Origin of the sequence: Gracilibacillus boraciitolerans JCM 21714 (assembly GCF_000521485.1) — a bacterium.
Taxonomy (GTDB): domain Bacteria; phylum Bacillota; class Bacilli; order Bacillales; family Amphibacillaceae; genus Gracilibacillus; species Gracilibacillus boraciitolerans.
In genome coordinates this window covers 15,932-31,946 of sequence record NZ_BAVS01000006.1, presented here as the reverse complement: position 1 = coordinate 31,946, position 16,015 = coordinate 15,932, and the positions used below count along the sequence as shown (strand labels likewise).

General features: G+C 34.9%; 18 protein-coding genes, 3 pseudogenes and 1 riboswitch. All 21 genes and pseudogenes read left to right on the top strand.

The features are described from left to right. Positions 1-10: 10 nt before the first annotated feature. The 21 genes and pseudogenes from JCM21714_RS06080 (at position 11) to minD (ending at position 15,857) form a co-directional block, all read left to right on the top strand. Positions 11-463, top strand: a complete 453-nt coding sequence (locus JCM21714_RS06080) for a type IV pilus modification PilV family protein (RefSeq protein ID WP_035722678.1) — start codon at positions 11-13, stop codon at positions 461-463. Next, positions 463-882: a prepilin-type N-terminal cleavage/methylation domain-containing protein gene (locus JCM21714_RS06075; RefSeq protein ID WP_035722677.1), complete on the top strand. Its 420-nt coding sequence runs from the start codon at positions 463-465 to the stop codon at positions 880-882. The genes JCM21714_RS06080 and JCM21714_RS06075 overlap by 1 nt, the downstream gene beginning before the upstream one ends. Before the next feature lie 15 nt (positions 883-897). After that, positions 898-2,034: a pilus assembly PilX N-terminal domain-containing protein gene (locus JCM21714_RS06070; protein ID WP_148294981.1), complete on the top strand. Its 1,137-nt coding sequence runs from the start codon at positions 898-900 to the stop codon at positions 2,032-2,034. Between the two features lie 91 nt (positions 2,035-2,125). Beyond that, positions 2,126-2,335: a hypothetical protein gene (locus JCM21714_RS06065; RefSeq protein ID WP_035722675.1), complete on the top strand. Its 210-nt coding sequence runs from the start codon at positions 2,126-2,128 to the stop codon at positions 2,333-2,335. Positions 2,336-2,350: 15 nt separating this feature from the next. Then, positions 2,351-3,970, top strand: coding sequence for a GspE/PulE family protein (locus tag JCM21714_RS06060; RefSeq protein WP_035722667.1), 1,620 nt, complete (start codon positions 2,351-2,353; stop codon positions 3,968-3,970). 6 nt (positions 3,971-3,976) lie between these two features. Continuing rightward, a pseudogene (locus JCM21714_RS06055) lies at positions 3,977-5,013 on the top strand (type IV pilus twitching motility protein PilT). A 14-nt stretch (positions 5,014-5,027) separates the two neighbouring features. Then, on the top strand, positions 5,028-6,230 hold the full coding sequence (locus JCM21714_RS06050; protein WP_035722664.1) for a type II secretion system F family protein: 1,203 nt from the start codon (positions 5,028-5,030) through the stop codon (positions 6,228-6,230). A gap of 58 nt (positions 6,231-6,288) precedes the next feature. After that, a riboswitch (cyclic di-GMP riboswitch) is annotated at positions 6,289-6,369 on the top strand. Positions 6,370-6,439: 70 nt separating this feature from the next. Further along, positions 6,440-6,790: a competence type IV pilus major pilin ComGC gene (locus JCM21714_RS06045; protein WP_035722660.1), complete on the top strand. Its 351-nt coding sequence runs from the start codon at positions 6,440-6,442 to the stop codon at positions 6,788-6,790. An 85-nt stretch (positions 6,791-6,875) separates the two neighbouring features. Beyond that, positions 6,876-7,138, top strand: a pseudogene (locus tag JCM21714_RS21020) (prepilin peptidase); the annotation flags it as partial. Beyond that, positions 7,127-7,627, top strand: a complete 501-nt coding sequence (locus JCM21714_RS21015) for a prepilin peptidase (RefSeq protein ID WP_369403488.1) — start codon at positions 7,127-7,129, stop codon at positions 7,625-7,627. The pseudogene JCM21714_RS21020 and the gene JCM21714_RS21015, both read left to right, overlap by 12 nt. Before the next feature lie 196 nt (positions 7,628-7,823). Continuing rightward, positions 7,824-8,495: a type IV pilus biogenesis protein PilM gene (pilM, locus tag JCM21714_RS06035; protein WP_035722657.1), complete on the top strand. Its 672-nt coding sequence runs from the start codon at positions 7,824-7,826 to the stop codon at positions 8,493-8,495. A gap of 171 nt (positions 8,496-8,666) precedes the next feature. Next, a complete protein-coding gene (locus tag JCM21714_RS06030; protein ID WP_035722654.1) occupies positions 8,667-9,212 on the top strand; it encodes a PilN family protein in 546 nt (181 codons plus the stop codon). Then, a complete protein-coding gene (locus JCM21714_RS06025; RefSeq protein WP_035722652.1) occupies positions 9,202-9,405 on the top strand; it encodes a hypothetical protein in 204 nt (67 codons plus the stop codon). The genes JCM21714_RS06030 and JCM21714_RS06025 overlap by 11 nt, the downstream gene beginning before the upstream one ends. Positions 9,406-9,458: 53 nt before the next feature. Then, entirely contained in the window at positions 9,459-9,758 is a 300-nt protein-coding gene (locus JCM21714_RS06020) for a hypothetical protein (RefSeq protein ID WP_035722649.1), read from the top strand. Positions 9,759-9,942: 184 nt separating this feature from the next. After that, positions 9,943-10,836 (top strand): hypothetical protein, encoded by an 894-nt coding sequence (locus JCM21714_RS06015; RefSeq protein WP_035722647.1) that lies wholly within the window; start codon positions 9,943-9,945, stop codon positions 10,834-10,836. 183 nt (positions 10,837-11,019) lie between these two features. Continuing rightward, entirely contained in the window at positions 11,020-11,688 is a 669-nt protein-coding gene (radC, locus tag JCM21714_RS06010; RefSeq protein WP_035722810.1) for a RadC family protein, read from the top strand. A 184-nt stretch (positions 11,689-11,872) separates the two neighbouring features. Next, positions 11,873-12,903, top strand: a pseudogene (locus JCM21714_RS06005) (rod shape-determining protein). A gap of 21 nt (positions 12,904-12,924) precedes the next feature. Continuing rightward, the gene (mreC, locus tag JCM21714_RS06000) at positions 12,925-13,806 is read left to right on the top strand and encodes a rod shape-determining protein MreC (protein ID WP_035722646.1); all 882 of its coding nucleotides are present in this window, start codon (positions 12,925-12,927) and stop codon (positions 13,804-13,806) included. Continuing rightward, positions 13,803-14,345 (top strand): rod shape-determining protein MreD, encoded by a 543-nt coding sequence (gene mreD / locus JCM21714_RS05995; protein WP_035722644.1) that lies wholly within the window; start codon positions 13,803-13,805, stop codon positions 14,343-14,345. The genes mreC and mreD overlap by 4 nt, the downstream gene beginning before the upstream one ends. A gap of 38 nt (positions 14,346-14,383) precedes the next feature. Continuing rightward, positions 14,384-15,067, top strand: a complete 684-nt coding sequence (minC, locus tag JCM21714_RS05990) for a septum site-determining protein MinC (RefSeq protein ID WP_035722642.1) — start codon at positions 14,384-14,386, stop codon at positions 15,065-15,067. Continuing rightward, positions 15,060-15,857: a septum site-determining protein MinD gene (gene minD, locus JCM21714_RS05985; protein WP_035722640.1), complete on the top strand. Its 798-nt coding sequence runs from the start codon at positions 15,060-15,062 to the stop codon at positions 15,855-15,857. Before minC ends, minD begins: the two co-directional genes overlap by 8 nt. The last annotated feature ends 158 nt before the right edge of the window (positions 15,858-16,015 follow it).

The following is a 16,015-nucleotide window of genomic DNA, read 5'->3' as shown; positions in this document are numbered from 1 at the left end:
TGGTGAATGGATGGAAAAAGAGTGGTTTAAGAATGAGAAAGGACTGACTTTAATTGAATTATTAGCTTCACTTGTTATTTTATCAATAATTGTTGCTGCTTTTCTTACCTTTTTCATCAATTCAGCCCGCACAACGAATGTAGCGAAGGAAGTGGTAGATGCTACCTATGTTACACAACAAGAATTAGAATCAATGTATCACTTACTAACTGAAAAAAATTTTGAGCAATTTATTGCGGACATGAAGAAACAATCTGTTCAATCCCAAACAACAACTACTACAAATCGATTTACTATCAGAAAGAAATCTTACCGGTTAGAAATAACTATTGAACCAGCACAAGATCAGCAGAATAACTTTATTTCTAATCTATATCATATTCTTATCAAAACTTATGATCACGAGGATCGGCAGAAAGCACAAATGGAAACAAGATTTCTAATAGATGGGGGAAGTCGTTAATGATGATCAAAAATGAAAAAGGTTTAACACTTGTTGAGTTATTAGGTGTTTTAGCAATTTTATCGATTGTGATTATGTTAATCAGTTCCGCTCATTTATTCGGACAAAAACAATATGTGAATCAGACAGATGAAATCAATCATAAGAAAGATGTGCAATTATTGATGAGTCAGGTAACGAAAGACGTACGGACTGCAGCAGGTGAAGATGTGTCAGTAGGAGAATATTTAAAAATTGGCCCTCATCAATACAACAAAGATGGAACAACTATCTATCGAGACAGTCAGATTGTAAGTTCAAAGATTGCACAATTTGACTATGATATAACAAATGATTATATAGATATCAAAATTTTAAGTAAACCCGATAAACAAGGAGAGCAGCATGATTTAGATACGAGACTCTATTTTAGGAAGTAGGTGGAAACAGTGAAAATGATAAAAGTGTTGTGGCAAAATGAAAATGGTGTAAGTCTTTTAATTGTGCTGATGACTCTTGTTATTCTCACACTTCTAGGTACAGCACTTGCAACGATCTCATTTGCAAATGTTAAATTGACAACAAATGATCGTGACTATCAGTCCACCTACTATATTGCTGAAGCAGGAGTTAATCAGGCATATGCTCAGATGAAAAGTCAAGTTCTGGTAACGTATGAAACACGTAATAATGAAGAAAGTTTCTTTTCGAGTATTAATGATTATATTTTTTCTGAGCTTAATAATCAAACCTATAAAAATTTTGAGAAAAGTTTCTCAGAACAGCCAAAAGCAAACATCACGATTAAACAACTAACTAATCAAAACCCGAGAGAATATAAAATTTCCTCAGAAGGTGTTATTGGTAAGCGAACTCGTACTGTTGAAAAAGTGGTGGAAGTAAAATGGGTATCTAAAAATGCAGTGCCAAGTATTCCGAGTAATGTGGCCTTGATAGTTAGAGAAAGTGTTACATTGACAGGGTCAGCAAAGATAAATGGTGACGTTCAATTGCTAAACGGTGGAAATAATAAGATTACTTTGAATGGTGGTGGAAATATCTATCATTCCGATAAAACATCGAGAGGAACGGTACATGTTGAATCAAATTATGTTGATAATGTACTTGATGTGCCAAACTGGTATAGAGACAGTCCAAAAGTAGTCGGTTCAAGCTCTTTATTTAATTTGGAAAGTTTAAATGGATTGCTAAATATTGCGCCAAGTTCGACAAGTAACACACTAGAAAATATTAATATTTCAGGTAATAGAGATCAAGAGATTTCGCTTTCCTCAAATAGTTTTACAGAAAAAGTGTCTATCGAGGGTAGTAATAACTTAGATATACATATCGGTGATGCTGACTATCATCTGGTCGTTGATAACTTTAATTTGGGTCAAGGTCATGTTAACATTATCGGCTCAGGGACACTTCACCTCCATGTGCTTGATACCTTTAACATTGGCGGAAGCAGTACGATAAATAAAAATGGTAATATTAATCAATTCAATCTTTATTATTACGGAAGTAATCAGTTTAAGTTAGGAGGGGGCACAACGGATAAAAGGCTCACTATATGTAAAAGATGCTGATATTGATATTGGTGGAAGCGGTGCTGTTGATGGAGGATATGTATTAGCAGGATCCTCTAATTTAACCATTTCAGGAGGATCACATAACAATTTGGCCATTCTAGCACCAAATGCATTTGTCACTTTAGGTGGAGGTGCGCAAGTTAATGGTATTGTTATCGCAGATCGCTATGAAGCTAGTGGAGGTAATAGTCTTAATTATAGAAATGTAAACATGGAAGATTTTCCGTTTGCAAGTGGAGAACCTGGATCAAATGGAGATCTTGTTCAGCCTCAACCTGTTAAAGAGATTATTGAATAAAGAGGAGGAAATCACATGGCTCTTCGTGAAAAACGAAAATTAGGGGATCTGCTAAAGGAAAATGGTTTAATTACAGAAAATGAAATTTTAGAAGTGCTGGAAAATAAAAGATCACGCCAAAAACTGGGTGATGCACTTGTTGAACAAAGCTATATAACAGAAAAACAATTACTGGAAGTACTGGAAGTACATCTGAAAATACCTAGTGTTTCTTTATATCGTTTTCCGATTAATGATCAATTGATAAAATTGATACCAAAGGAAGTTGCCAGAGAAAATATTCTATTTCCGATTGAACAGCAGGAAAATATCCTCACTATAGCTATGAATGATCCATTAGATTATTACGCAATAGATGATTTGGAACTCTTAACTGGCTTTGAAGTGAAACCGGTAATCGCTTCAAAAGATGATATTTTACAGGCAGTTAATAAATACTATGATATGGAAGAAACCATAGAACAGGAAAATGATGAGGAAGCACCAGCTGTCAGAATTCTAGATCAAATATTACAATCTGGTGTAACACTAAAAGCAAGTGATATACATATCGATTCCAATGAAAGCAATATCTTGATTCGATACAGAGTGGATGGCATGTTGCGTTCTGAAAGAACTTTTCCAAAGCGAATTCAAAGTGCATTAATTGCACGTGTTAAAATTTTAGCTGAACTGAATATAACAGAAACAAGAATGCCACAGGACGGCAGGATACGTACGGTAATTGATGCAAAACCCATCGATTTACGGATTTCTACTTTACCAACCGTATTTGGTGAAAAGATTGTGATTCGGATACTGGATCTCTCCAATGTTACTAACAGTCTAGCAGAATTAGATCTTAATGAATGCACATTAACACAATATCGTGAGCTTCTTACTCGTCCGTCAGGTTTAATTTTATTAACAGGACCAACTGGTTCAGGTAAGACAACCACACTATATGGCTCAATTAATGAATTAAATAACGAAGATGTAAATATCGTAACCATTGAAGATCCAGTCGAATACCAATTAGATGGTATTAATCAAGTTCAAGTAAATAGTAACGTTGGCCTGACATTTGCGACAGGTCTTCGTTCTATTCTACGGCAGGATCCCAATATTATTATGGTTGGAGAAATTCGTGATAAAGAAACAGCTGAAATTGCGATTAGATCTTCCTTAACAGGTCATATTGTACTCAGTACCTTACACACCAATAGTGCGATTGATGCCATACCACGTTTATTTGATATGGAAATAGAACCTTACTTAGTTGTATCTTCTTTGAGTGGAGTTATGGCGCAGCGTCTGGTTAAAAAAATCTGTAAGGATTGTCAGGAAGAAAGAGATGTAACACCGATGGAAAAGGATATCTTTCATCGCAGAGGAATGGATATTGATACAATTAAAATAGGCAAAGGGTGCGACAGCTGCCGTGGAACAGGTTATCGCGGAAGAATGGCGATCCATGAATTACTTATTATTAATGATCAGGTGAAAAAATTAATGTTGCAACAAGCGACTATCTCGGAAATAAAACAACACGTCATGGAGCAAGGAATGCATTTTTTGCTTGATGATGGATTGGAAAAAGTGAAAAAAGGTTACACAACTATTGACGAAGTACTGCGAGTAGCACTAGAAGACTAGAGGTGGATTATGAATCAATTAGCAGAATTATTAACAAAAGCTTTTCACCAGAATGCATCTGATATTCATCTAACGGTTGGTTCTGTGCCAATATTTCGTATTGATGGACGTTTAGTACCATATAAAAGTAATGTTATCCAGCCAGAGGATACAAAAGAAATGGCAAGATCGATTGTTTCAGATAAGTTGTGGGAGCGGTTGGAACAGGAAAGAGAGATAGATTTATCGCACGGAATAGCTGGTGTCTCCAGGTTTCGCGTGAATATATTTTATCAGCGAAATAATCTATCACTGGCAATTCGTGTCATACCTATAGCAATTCCGAGTTTAGAGGAATTGGAATTGCCAGAAGTATTAAAAAAATAGCAGCAAGACCACATGGACTTGTTTTGGTTACAGGTCCTACCGGTAGTGGTAAAAGCACCTCTCTTGCTGCTATGATAGATTATATGAATCAACATTTGAATCTGCATATTATTACCTTAGAAGACCCGATTGAATATTTGCATAAGCATCAGCAGTCTGTTATTGATCAAAGAGAAATTGGTTTTGATACTACTTCATTTCAGAAAGGATTACGTGCTTGTTTGAGACAAGATCCTGATGTTATTTTAGTAGGGGAAATGCGAGATTTGGAAACGATCTCTACTGCTATCACTGCTGCTGAAACAGGACACCTGGTGTTGGGAACCTTACACACCCAAGATGCTGCTTCGACAATGGACCGCATTATCGATGTATTCCCTGCAGCACAGAAAGATCAAATTCGAATTCTTTTGGCTAATGTGTTAGAAGCTATAGTTTCTCAACGCTTATTTCGAAATGCAGCACAGCCAGGAAGAGTGGCAGCAACAGAAATTCTAATTAGTAATGCAGCAATTAAAAATTTAATACGTAATGAGAAGATGCATCAGATACCAAATGTATTACAAACATCCAGGGAACAAGGAATGCACACAATGGAAATGGACATACGTCAGAAAGTGAAGACAGGTATAATTAGCCGTCAGGATGCGGAACCATACCTTTCAAAAATAGAATAGGAGGTGGAGAGATAGTGGCATTCTATTCGTATAAGGCAAGATCTGCCAATGGCAAGCTAAAAAACGGTAAATTAGAAAGTGATAATGAAGCAGAAGCTTTAATAGAATTAACTTCGCTAGATTTACATGTTTTTCAAATTAAGAAGGTTAATTCGTTTCTATATCGTGATATTTATATAGGTAGCCCTGTTAAACATAAAGATTTTATCATTTTTTTACGACAATTTTCTACACTGGTTGATGCCGGTTTGTCCTTAGTAGATACGATTGAAATTTTAGCAGAACAATCTAATAGTAAAGTGTTAAAAGAAGCATTAGATGAATCTCAGGAAATGATCCTTGAGGGTAAACCATTATCAGAAGCCTTTGCCAGTTTTCCTAAGTTATTTCCGGCATTATTGATAAGTATGATAAAAGCTGGTGAAGTTAGTGGTAGACTGGATGACATTTTAGATCGGATGGCAACTTATTATGAAAAGCAATATCAACTGAAACAAAAGGTAATTACAGCACTTACATATCCTGCCGTAATAGGAATTTTGTCGCTATCAATAACCATCTTTCTGTTCGCTTACATCGTGCCCATTTTTGCGGATATGTTTTTATCATTTGGACAGGAATTACCATTTTATACAAAAATGGTGTTAGATATAAGTAGCTTCTTTCAACAATTTTGGTGGGTAATAGTAATCGGATTAGCATTAGTCGTTTTATTATTTCGAGTAATTTCTAAGAATGAGACTTTAGCCTATCGTTTAGATATTTTAAAATTAAAAATACCTGTTATAGGGACATTTATTCAAAAAGCCACACTTTCCAGAATGACACAAACATTAAGTTCCCTGATAAACAGCTCTGTTTCCATTTTGCAGGCAGTAGAAATCACCAAAGATGTAATTGAAAATCGTGTGGTAAAAGAAGTATTAGCAGATAGTAAAAAGGCATTGGAAAATGGTCAGTCATTAGCCAAACCAATGAATGATCATTGGGTATTTCCGAAATTAATTACCCAGATGATCGCCGTGGGAGAAGCGACTGGTTCGATAGATCAGATGCTACAGAAAGTATCAGATTATTATGAACAAGATTTGGAAGAAGCATCAGATAAGTTAAAATCTTTAATAGAACCGATCATGATCGTCTTTTTATCTGTCATAGTAGGGTCTATAGTCCTTGCAATTGTCATTCCTATGTTTACTTTATTTGAAACTATTTAATTAATATATACACTTATATACTAGACATTTTTGAGATAAATAGTATAATGGAATCAAAGAATAAAACAGATACGAGGATTATTTACCTTGAGTTGGGCACTTTGGTAAATAGGAGTTAGTAGTGCAACCGGCTTTCATCATGAATGTTTATTTATGCTGTGAGTCTTTTTTAATTCATTCGAAAAAAATATGGTGAGGAGAGTGGAAAGATGATAACGAAGTTAAGAAAAATGTTGAAGCAGGAAAAAGGGTTTACGCTTGTTGAGCTTTTAGCAGTTATTGTTATTTTGGGAGTAATTTTAGCCATTGCAATACCAGCTATTGGAAACATCATTGGAAATGCAGAGGATAGTGCAAGTGAAGCTTCTGAAGAGCTGATTTTAGATGCTGCGAGGTTAGCTGATGTGCAAGGAGATTTTACTAGTGGTACAACGAATGTTCAAGCCTTAATAGATGGTGGTTATTTAGAAGTTGAAGTGGATGATTTACCAGATGATATTGCTGCAACGGATACAATTAGTAAAGACACAGAAAATGGGACTTTCTCATTTGATGAATAACTTGCCAGATTTGCAAAAGGAACTGAATAATTACAATCTTGAGACTCCTCCCAGAGGAGTCTCAATCTAGTTAGGAGAGAAAAGGATGGAATGGATCTATTACCTGATTTTGTTTGTTTTTGGTATCGTTCTTGGTTCATTTTATAACGTGGTAGGTTTGCGAGTCCCTGAGGGGAACTTTCTATCGTCGAATCGGTCTTTTTGTCCTCGTTGTAAAAAACGCTGCATTGGCATGAGCTCATACCAGTTTTATCCTATCTGGTTCAACGAGGAAAATGTAAAGGTTGTTACCGACCGATCAAAAAAATCTATCCTATCATCGAACTTTTAACCGGAATCTGTTTTGCTGTAAGTTATCATTTTTATGGAATCAGCATTTCTTTACTATTTGCTTTACTTATTAGCTCCTTAGCCATTATTATAATAGTAACAGATAGTACCTATTATCTAATTCCGAATAAGATATTGTTATTCTTTTTACCTTTTGTAGTTATATATCGCATCTTTATGCCTATTGATCCTTGGTGGTCTCCGTTACTTGGGGCGGCTGGTATTTTTACACTAATGGTAATAATTATCTTTGTAAGTAATGGTGGTATGGGTGCAGGTGATATGAAGTATTATACATTATTAGGACTAGCCTTTGGTTACATAGATATCTTATTAATCTTTTTCCTGTCTATTCTATATGGTGCATTGATAAGTTTAGGACTCATTATAACTAAAAAGGCAGACCGAAAATCTGAGATTCCATTCGGTCCACATATTAGTTTCGCAACTCTTACGGTATTATTTTTTGGTGAACAAATAAAAATATGGTACTTATCTTTTTTTTAATGATAAGTAAAAAGTTTATAAATATTTTAAGGACTTGTAAATGGACCGATAATATAAAGGGGAATGATTATGGGATTATTTAAAAAAGATACGATTCATTTAACGATTACCGATCACAGTATTCGCTATTTGGTATGCCCCCGATAACAATAAGAAGCATGAGTTAGATTACGATGAAGTCGTATTCGATACAAAAGTGATTGAAGAAGGCAAAATAATAGATAGAAAAAAATTAGCGGTCACGTTAAAAAATATAATAGAAGAAAAAAAGTGGAAAGGACGAAATTTGTATTTTATTGTACCAGATAGTTCTGTAACGATGAGGTCTGAACAAATCCCTGCTTCTTTAAATAAAGAGGAAGCCAAATCGTATATTAAGCTGCAATTAGAAGGAAGTATTCGACTGCCATTTAAAAACCCACTAATTGATTATCATATTACAAATAAAGGTGAGGAAAAGAACGATATATTACTCTTCGCCTATCCTGAAGATCGACTTCAACCTTATTTTGAAATTTTTACTGAGGTAACCCTTAACCCAGTTGTTGCTGATTTGTCTTTCCTTAGTACATATCGGGTTTGTTCAGAATTAGGTTTATCCAGTGAGGAGCAGCATTTACTGATGATTCAGTGGAATAGATATGATCTTGTATTAACTGTCTTTCATCAGAATCTGCCAATTTTTAATCGACATATTAATTTTCATAATATGTTTGAAAACTATATTTCCGCTGAGAATAATGAACAAATACTTTGGAAACAACCAGAAGATGTACGCCAACCTTTTATTGAAGACCAATTACTGACGATGGAACGGTTTATGGATTTTTATCAGTATTCTGTAAGGAATGGGGGGATGCGCAAATAACAGATATTATCTTTACTGGTGATGTACCAGGTTGGGACAATATTTATCAACAAATATTAAGCCGATTTAATATACCGTCACATCCAATTTCTTTGCCTTTTGAGTTAAAACAGGAATATACCAAATTATATGGGCTTTGTATGAAAGGTAAGGATAATGAGGAGCGAAAAAATGATAGATATTAACTTTTTTGAAAAAGAGAAGAAAAATATTGCTCCCTATCTATTAATCATGGTTTTTCTGTTAGGAATAATTATAGTTTCTTTAATTTCATATCTATTCTTAAATCAGATAATCCAACAGAAAGAAGCAAATTTAGCAAAAATAGAAAGTCAATCCGAACTAGTAGATGACTATCAAAGCGTGCAGTTATTGCAAAATCAAGTAAATGAGTTAGAATCACAAATTAGTCAGATAGAAGAGGGAAAATATCCAACCACGTATTTATATAACTATATACAAAATACATTGCTGCCGAATACAAAAATGATAGAATATCAGTTTTTGCTACAAGAGGAATTATATATCAGAGTACATGTAACTGACCTTGATCAGATTGCTGAAATCCAACGTTTATTTGTGGATACCGCCTTTTTTGAGCAAGTTGATCTTAATGTTATACGATTAATCGATACGGATCAGAAAATATATGAAAGTGAATTAACTATTAGTGTTGCAAGAGATCAGTTAAATGAGGTGACTCGAAATGCAAATTAAATGGTCACGAACATATACGCTGCTGTTAGTTATGATACTTGTTTTATTCATAGGTTTATTCTATTTTCTCTATGAAAACTGGATGAATAGTGAACGAGATGCATTAAAGGAAACAAAACAAACATTAAGTCAACAACAAGAATTCATTGATATAGCAAACAAAACGGATCGGTCTATGGGGGGGCGTGGGTAATCGATTCAGAGATTTTAAGAGAAAAATTACCAACCAGTGCAAATATAGATCAAATGGTTTTATTAATAGAATCACTGGGAAGTTCCTCCAATATTAACGTTAAAACGATTAATCGAATAACTAACGATCAAGAACTGAATCAAGCTTACTTTCCCACAGACATTTCCTTTTTGGAATATCAATTAGAATTGGAAGCTGCCTCGCTAGTTATCTTCGATGATTTTTTAGAAAATTTAAATAAAAGTGAGCGTATCATTGAACTGACAGAGATTCATTATACGGACGAAGAGAATTTTGTCAGTGGTAGTATTACCATCCGCATTTTTTATAATGATTCTGTTTTAATAAATTAGCAGGAGAAGAAATATACTGATTTTAAGTGAATAAACATTTTTGTGACTGCATTCAACATTAGAATGTAGTCTTTTTTGTCATTAATTGAGGAAATCTTTTCATAGTTTTATGACAAAAGTCGTCTTACATCTCACGATAGATGTGATAGGGTGATAGAAAAGGAATGGAAACGAGGGATTTTTAGTGGAAAATAAAAAGCAAGTTACTATTCAGTTGAATCACAAATCATCTTCTGAGGAAAAAATAAAAGATGATAGATTAGAAGACTATATTAGAGAGCATCATCATCCTATTGATGAAGGCCAAACGTTTAAACGAAACTATACAACTGATGTAAATCCTTTCTATCCAGGGAAAAAGCAGACTTTTTGGATGAAATATAAATCGTTTATTCTATCTGCGCTGACAGCGATTTTCATTGGCACATTTTTAGGCTTGATGATTTTGAAAATTTTTATAGATATGGATCCTGAGGAAGTTGCTTTTGATGCGAATGCAACTAATAACCAAACTGTGACGACTGCTTCTGGTCAGACTGAAGCGCAAAATAATTCAAATACATCTGCTGCTGGAAGCTATCAGACTCGTGATTTTACTTTTTTTGTCACACAGGCGGGTGTTTTTTCGACAAAAGAAGGAGCAGATCAACTACTTCAAAATTTACAGGTTAAAAATATTAAAGGTATGGTATGGCATCGTGAAGAGAACTATCATGTATTTGTTGGTATCCATTCTACTTCAGAAGGATCGAAGCAATTTGCAAAAACTAACTTTCCAGCTGAATCTGAATTTTATTCGGGTAAGGATTGGCAAATCAGCTCAAATGAAGTAACTTTTTCTGCACAGGAATTAGCATGGCTACAAGCTCTTGAACCTACTTTAGAAGCACAAGTATCAAATACTACTGAACCAATTAATCAGGATAAATGGTTAGACAAGAAGCCAGCTGAATTATCTGAGCTAATGCAGGCTATGCTGGCAGAAATTCAAGGATTAGATGCTCTAGACAATGAGCAAGCAATCCAATCTCGATTATTATTGATTTTCTATGCATATGAAAACTTATCAAACGAGTAAATTCATTTTATTGCATGATCTTAGAGCATAGTTTTGCTTTTTTATAACGAGGAAAATAGGATAATCGCGGGTTTTAGCTATTTGAAAATCTATTTTTAACAATTTGCTGAACAGAAGTCTTCTCGTTACAATGAGAGATAGTTACGAAGGAGGCTGAAGAAGTTGGATGTTACCACCATTAAGATGAAAGAGGTACCTAAAGAAGATCGTCCTAGAGAGCGTTTGTTAGCACATGGCCCTGGTGCACTTTCCAATCAGGAATTATTAGCGATATTGCTGGGGTCAGGTACACACAGGGAAAATGTTCATCAATTGGCCGAAAAGGTCTTGCGGCATTTTGAAGGTTTACGAATGCTCAGAGACGTGACTATAGAAGAATTAACAAATATTAAAGGAATCGGGCAGGTAAAGGGTATCAATATTCTGGCTGCTGTGGAATTTGGAAAAAGAATCGAACATTTTAAAGAAAAAGAAAGATATGTAATTAGAAGTCCGGAAGATGGCGCAGATTATGTGATGGAAGAAATGTGTCGTCTGAAACAGGAACATTTTGTCGTTTTGTTTTTGAATACCAAGAATCAAATCATACACCGACAAACTATATTTATAGGAAGTTTGAATGCCTCCATTGTTCATCCTCGTGAAGTATATCGCGAGGCAGTTAGAAGATCGGCAGCATCGATTATCTGTGCGCACAACCACCCGAGTGGTGATCCCTCACCATCCCAAGAAGATATTCATGTAACCAAACGATTATTAGAAAGTGGTAAAATGATTGGTATCGAACTGTTGGATCATTTGATCATTGGCGATCATAAATTTATTTCATTAAAAGAAAAAGGGTACTTATAGCACTATCTATTTTTTGTTAAGTTCAGTATAATAGAATCAACAAGCTTTTATAGCGCCTTGTACAAGAATGCTTGTATGAAGGCGCTTATTATTATGAAGAATATTATTTCTTGATAGTAAGACTTAAAAAGCATAAAATATGGAAGTGAATGTTGCATAATAATGGTTGAGAGGAAGAAAAAGATTGGGATTATTTAGTTTTACGCAAGATTTAGGTATTGATTTAGGTACAGCAAATACATTAGTTTTTCTTAAGGGAAAGGGAATTGTTGTACGTGAACCATCCGTTGTCGCTATAAATAAGTCAACAGGAGATATTGAAGCAGTAGGTAGTGACGCCAAAAATATGATTGGTCGTACACCAGGTAATATATTGGTAATTCGTCCAATGAAAGACGGAGTTATTGCAGATTATGATACAACTGCTTCTATGATGAAGTATTATATAAAGTTAGCCCAGAAGAATCGCTCGAGTTTTGCTAAGAAACCAAATGTAATGGTATGTGTCCCTTCAGGCATAACTATGGTGGAAGAAAGGGCCGTTATCGATGCGACAAAAGCAGCCGGTGCTAAGGAAGCTTTTCCAATTGCAGAACCTTTCGCTGCATCGATTGGTGCTGGGTTACCTGTATGGGAACCTACGGGCAGTATGATTGTCGATATTGGTGGTGGAACCACTGAAGTGGCAGTTATTTCCCTTGGTGGAATTGTGACCAGTAAGTCTATTCGTACTGCTGGAGACGATATGGATGAAGCTATCATTCAGTATGTGAAACGAACCTATAATTTAATGATTGGAGAGCGCTCAGCTGAATCTATTAAAATGGATATTGCATCAGCCAAGCTTCATCCGAAAAAATAGAAATGGATATTAGAGGTCGCGATTTGCTTACTGGTTTACCAAAAACAATTAGTATTACAGCTTCAGAAGTTGCTTCCGCTTTAAAAGATACAGTAGACGCGATAATAGATGCTGTCAAAAATACGCTTGAACGAACTCCACCAGAATTAGCGGCAGATATTATGGATCGCGGTATCGTATTGTCCGGCGGTGGTGCCCTTTTGAAAAAATTAGATGAAGTTATTAGTGATGAAACAAAAATGCCAGTATTTGTTGCAGATGAACCACTAGATAGTGTTGCTATCGGCACAGGGAAGTCTTTAGAATATATGGAACATTTCCGTTCCCATCCAAATATTAGAATGCATCGCTAATCGAATTAAGAAGGTGTTTTCATGTTTTATAAGAAAAAGCGACTGTTTATATTCCTGATCTCTTTAATTCTAATTGTAGGATTAATCGGATTTTCGTTGCAGAAAAGAACGAATTTAACTGTTTTGGAGGATTTTATCCATGATACAGTTGGTTGGGTACAAGAGGTGGTAAATAAACCTATAGCTTTTACTACCAGCTTTGCGAATAATGTTAAAGAGATTAGAAATGTTTATCGAGAAAACCAAAAATTAAAGTCAAGTTTAGAAGAACTTCGTCAGTTAGAATATCAAAATCAGGAATTAACTAAAGAAATAACGGAACTTCAAGAAACATTGAACAAAACAGAATCAGATTTTTTGCAAAACTTTAACTCAATTCAGGCTTCGGTGATTGCCAAGAGTAAGGATCAGTGGTTCAATCTAGTAACGATCAATAAGGGATCACAAAATGGTATAGCGCCTAATATGGCTGTTATTACGGGGCAGGGGGGGATGATTGGAAAGGTACAAACCAGTTCACCGTTCACTTCAACTGTTTTGTTGTTAAATGGATTTGATCAATCAAACCGGATATCAGTTAATGTTGATGTAGCGGAGACTGAAACAGACATTTCCGGATTTATCGTAGGCTATGACGAGGAATCTGAACATTTATTATTAGAACTGAATGAGACTTATCAAGAACTGGCAGAAGGGCAATCTGTTTTTTCTTCTGGTTTAGGTGGTGTCTTTCCTAAAGGCTTAGAGATTGGTGAAATTGTTAAAGTGGAGGCAGACAAATACGAGTTAACAAGTATTGCATATGTTAAACCTTCAGCAGATTTAGAACATTTTAATCATGTTATCGTGATAGACCGAAATATGGCTACAATGGAAGGGCAAGCAGAGGAGGACGCTTCATGAAGAACATGATCCCCCCCTTCTTACTTGCTATCATCTGCTTTCTTCTTGTTATATTGGAAGGTACATTTTCTTTAATATATATGTCTATGTTCGATGGCAATTCGATGATCGTTTCACACTTTATGTTTGTGTTTTTAATATATGTTACCATTTATTTTGAAAAATCAACTACTTTTTATGCGATTGCTCTATCTATTTTATTTTCATTTATCGTAGATATTGTTTATACCGATATAATCGGTGTATATGTATTTGCATATACAGTAGTGTTGTATGGTATTAGAGTGTTTATGAAAGTGTTACAATCCAATTTTTTTATAGCAATGATCATGACCATCTTCGGAATAGTTGCTGCAGACATTTTGATCTTTTTACTTTATAATATTATACAAGTACATCAATTAAGTTGGGACTTTTATTTGCTAAATCGATTAATTCCATCATTGATTTGGAATGTGATCATAAGTCTGATTATCTATATATGTTTTGCTAAAAGATTGGAAAAATGGTCGATAATTAAATTTGAACATAATGATTGATATCTGGTTGTGCAGTGTTTTAAGGGGGTTGAAAAGTTGTGCCAACAAATAAATGGATTACAATCAAGGGAACAAGAGATGGACTCACCCTATTTATGAATGACAGCTGTTCGTGGGAGGAACTTCTAGGTGAGGTAGAAGAAATCTTATCTGCTAAACATATGGCAGTTGATGAACCACTAATTACAGTTAAGATTCAGCTTGGAAATCGTTATATTACCGATGCTCAAGCAGAAACTTTGCGGAAAATTATTAAAAAACATAATAAGTTAGTTGTTGAGGAAATCGTTTCCGATGTTATTCTTAAAGAAGAAGCGTTAAGATGGAAAGATGAAACAGATTTAAAATTACATAATAGGGTAATTCGTTCTGGACAAGTACTTGAAATTACCGGAGATCTGTTATTAATTGGTGATGTAAACCCTGGTGGGAAAGTAGTAGCAACCGGTAATATCTTTATAATGGGAAATTTACGTGGGGTTGCTCACGCTGGTGCAACAGGTAATAGAAAAGCTGTAATTGCTGCATCATACATGGCTCCTAGTCAATTAAGAATAGCAGATATTATTAGTAGATCACCAGATTCAGATGGAGAGGGTGTTCCTATGGAATGTGGTTTTATCGAAAAAGACGGAGAACAAATTATCATGGATCGAATCAGTTCATTAGCCAAATCTCGACCAGAATTGGATGCTTTTGAAAGGAGAGTTATGAATGGGTGAAGCAATTGTAATTACTTCTGGTAAAGGTGGTGTCGGTAAAACGACGACTACTGCAAATTTAGGAACTTCATTAGCATTATTGGACAAAAAAGTTTGTTTAATTGATACAGATATTGGTTTGCGAAATTTAGATGTGATTATGGGATTAGAGAATCGTATTATCTATGATATTGTAGACGTATTAGAAAAAAGATGTAAAATTTCACAAGCTTTAATTAAAGATAAGCGCTTTGATTGTCTATACTTACTTCCAGCTGCGCAAACAACGGATAAATCAGCATTAACACCAGAAGGTATGATAGAGATTATAGATGAATTAAAACCAGACTATGATTACATATTAATAGACTGTCCAGCAGGAATTGAACAGGGATACAAAAATGCTGTTGCTGGTGCAGATAAAGCTATTGTTGTGACCACACCAGAAAAATCAAGTGTACGCGATGCTGATCGTATTATCGGTTTATTAGAGCAAGAAAAAGTTGAACCACCACATTTGATTGTGAATCGAATTCGTAATCATATGGTTAAAAATGGTGATATGCTTGATGTAGATGAAATTGTTCAAGTCTTATCTATTGATCTATTGGGAATAGTTGCAGATGATGATGATGTAATCAGAGCTTCCAATCATGGTGAACCAGTTGCCTTTCAACCCAATTCTCGTGCTTCGATTGCTTACCGAAATATTGCAAGAAGAATTTTAGGAGAATCAGTGCCATTACTTTCATTAGAACAGAAAGAGACATTTATGGACAAAGTTAAGAAGGTTTTTGGATTACAGAAATAAACCTGGGCAGCAGCTCCCAGGTTTATTTGCTTTAAAGATAAATAGCGAACAAGTGACAATTTTGAAAGTATGATGAATGCTAGTTAAAAGCTCCGACCATTTACTTCGTAGTTTAGTTTTAATGAGAATTTTACGTTTCATCTTTTTTCTTTTTCATA

What these genes read in the sequence shown, in the direction of transcription:
- JCM21714_RS06075 (WP_035722677.1), top strand. Translation starts at nt 463, where the DNA reads ATGATGATCAAAAATGAAAAAGGTTTAACACTTGTTGAGTTATTAGGT.
- mreC (WP_035722646.1), top strand. Translation starts at nt 12,925, where the DNA reads ATGTTTTATAAGAAAAAGCGACTGTTTATATTCCTGATCTCTTTAATT.
- JCM21714_RS06060 (WP_035722667.1), top strand. Translation starts at nt 2,351, where the DNA reads ATGGCTCTTCGTGAAAAACGAAAATTAGGGGATCTGCTAAAGGAAAAT.
- JCM21714_RS06030 (WP_035722654.1), top strand. Translation starts at nt 8,667, where the DNA reads ATGATAGATATTAACTTTTTTGAAAAAGAGAAGAAAAATATTGCTCCC.
- JCM21714_RS06020 (WP_035722649.1), top strand. Translation starts at nt 9,459, where the DNA reads ATGGTTTTATTAATAGAATCACTGGGAAGTTCCTCCAATATTAACGTT.
- mreD (WP_035722644.1), top strand. Translation starts at nt 13,803, where the DNA reads ATGAAGAACATGATCCCCCCCTTCTTACTTGCTATCATCTGCTTTCTT.
- JCM21714_RS06070 (WP_148294981.1), top strand. Translation starts at nt 898, where the DNA reads ATGATAAAAGTGTTGTGGCAAAATGAAAATGGTGTAAGTCTTTTAATT.
- radC (WP_035722810.1), top strand. Translation starts at nt 11,020, where the DNA reads ATGAAAGAGGTACCTAAAGAAGATCGTCCTAGAGAGCGTTTGTTAGCA.
- JCM21714_RS06045 (WP_035722660.1), top strand. Translation starts at nt 6,440, where the DNA reads ATGATAACGAAGTTAAGAAAAATGTTGAAGCAGGAAAAAGGGTTTACG.
- JCM21714_RS06080 (WP_035722678.1), top strand. Translation starts at nt 11, where the DNA reads ATGGAAAAAGAGTGGTTTAAGAATGAGAAAGGACTGACTTTAATTGAA.
- JCM21714_RS06025 (WP_035722652.1), top strand. Translation starts at nt 9,202, where the DNA reads ATGCAAATTAAATGGTCACGAACATATACGCTGCTGTTAGTTATGATA.
- minD (WP_035722640.1), top strand. Translation starts at nt 15,060, where the DNA reads ATGGGTGAAGCAATTGTAATTACTTCTGGTAAAGGTGGTGTCGGTAAA.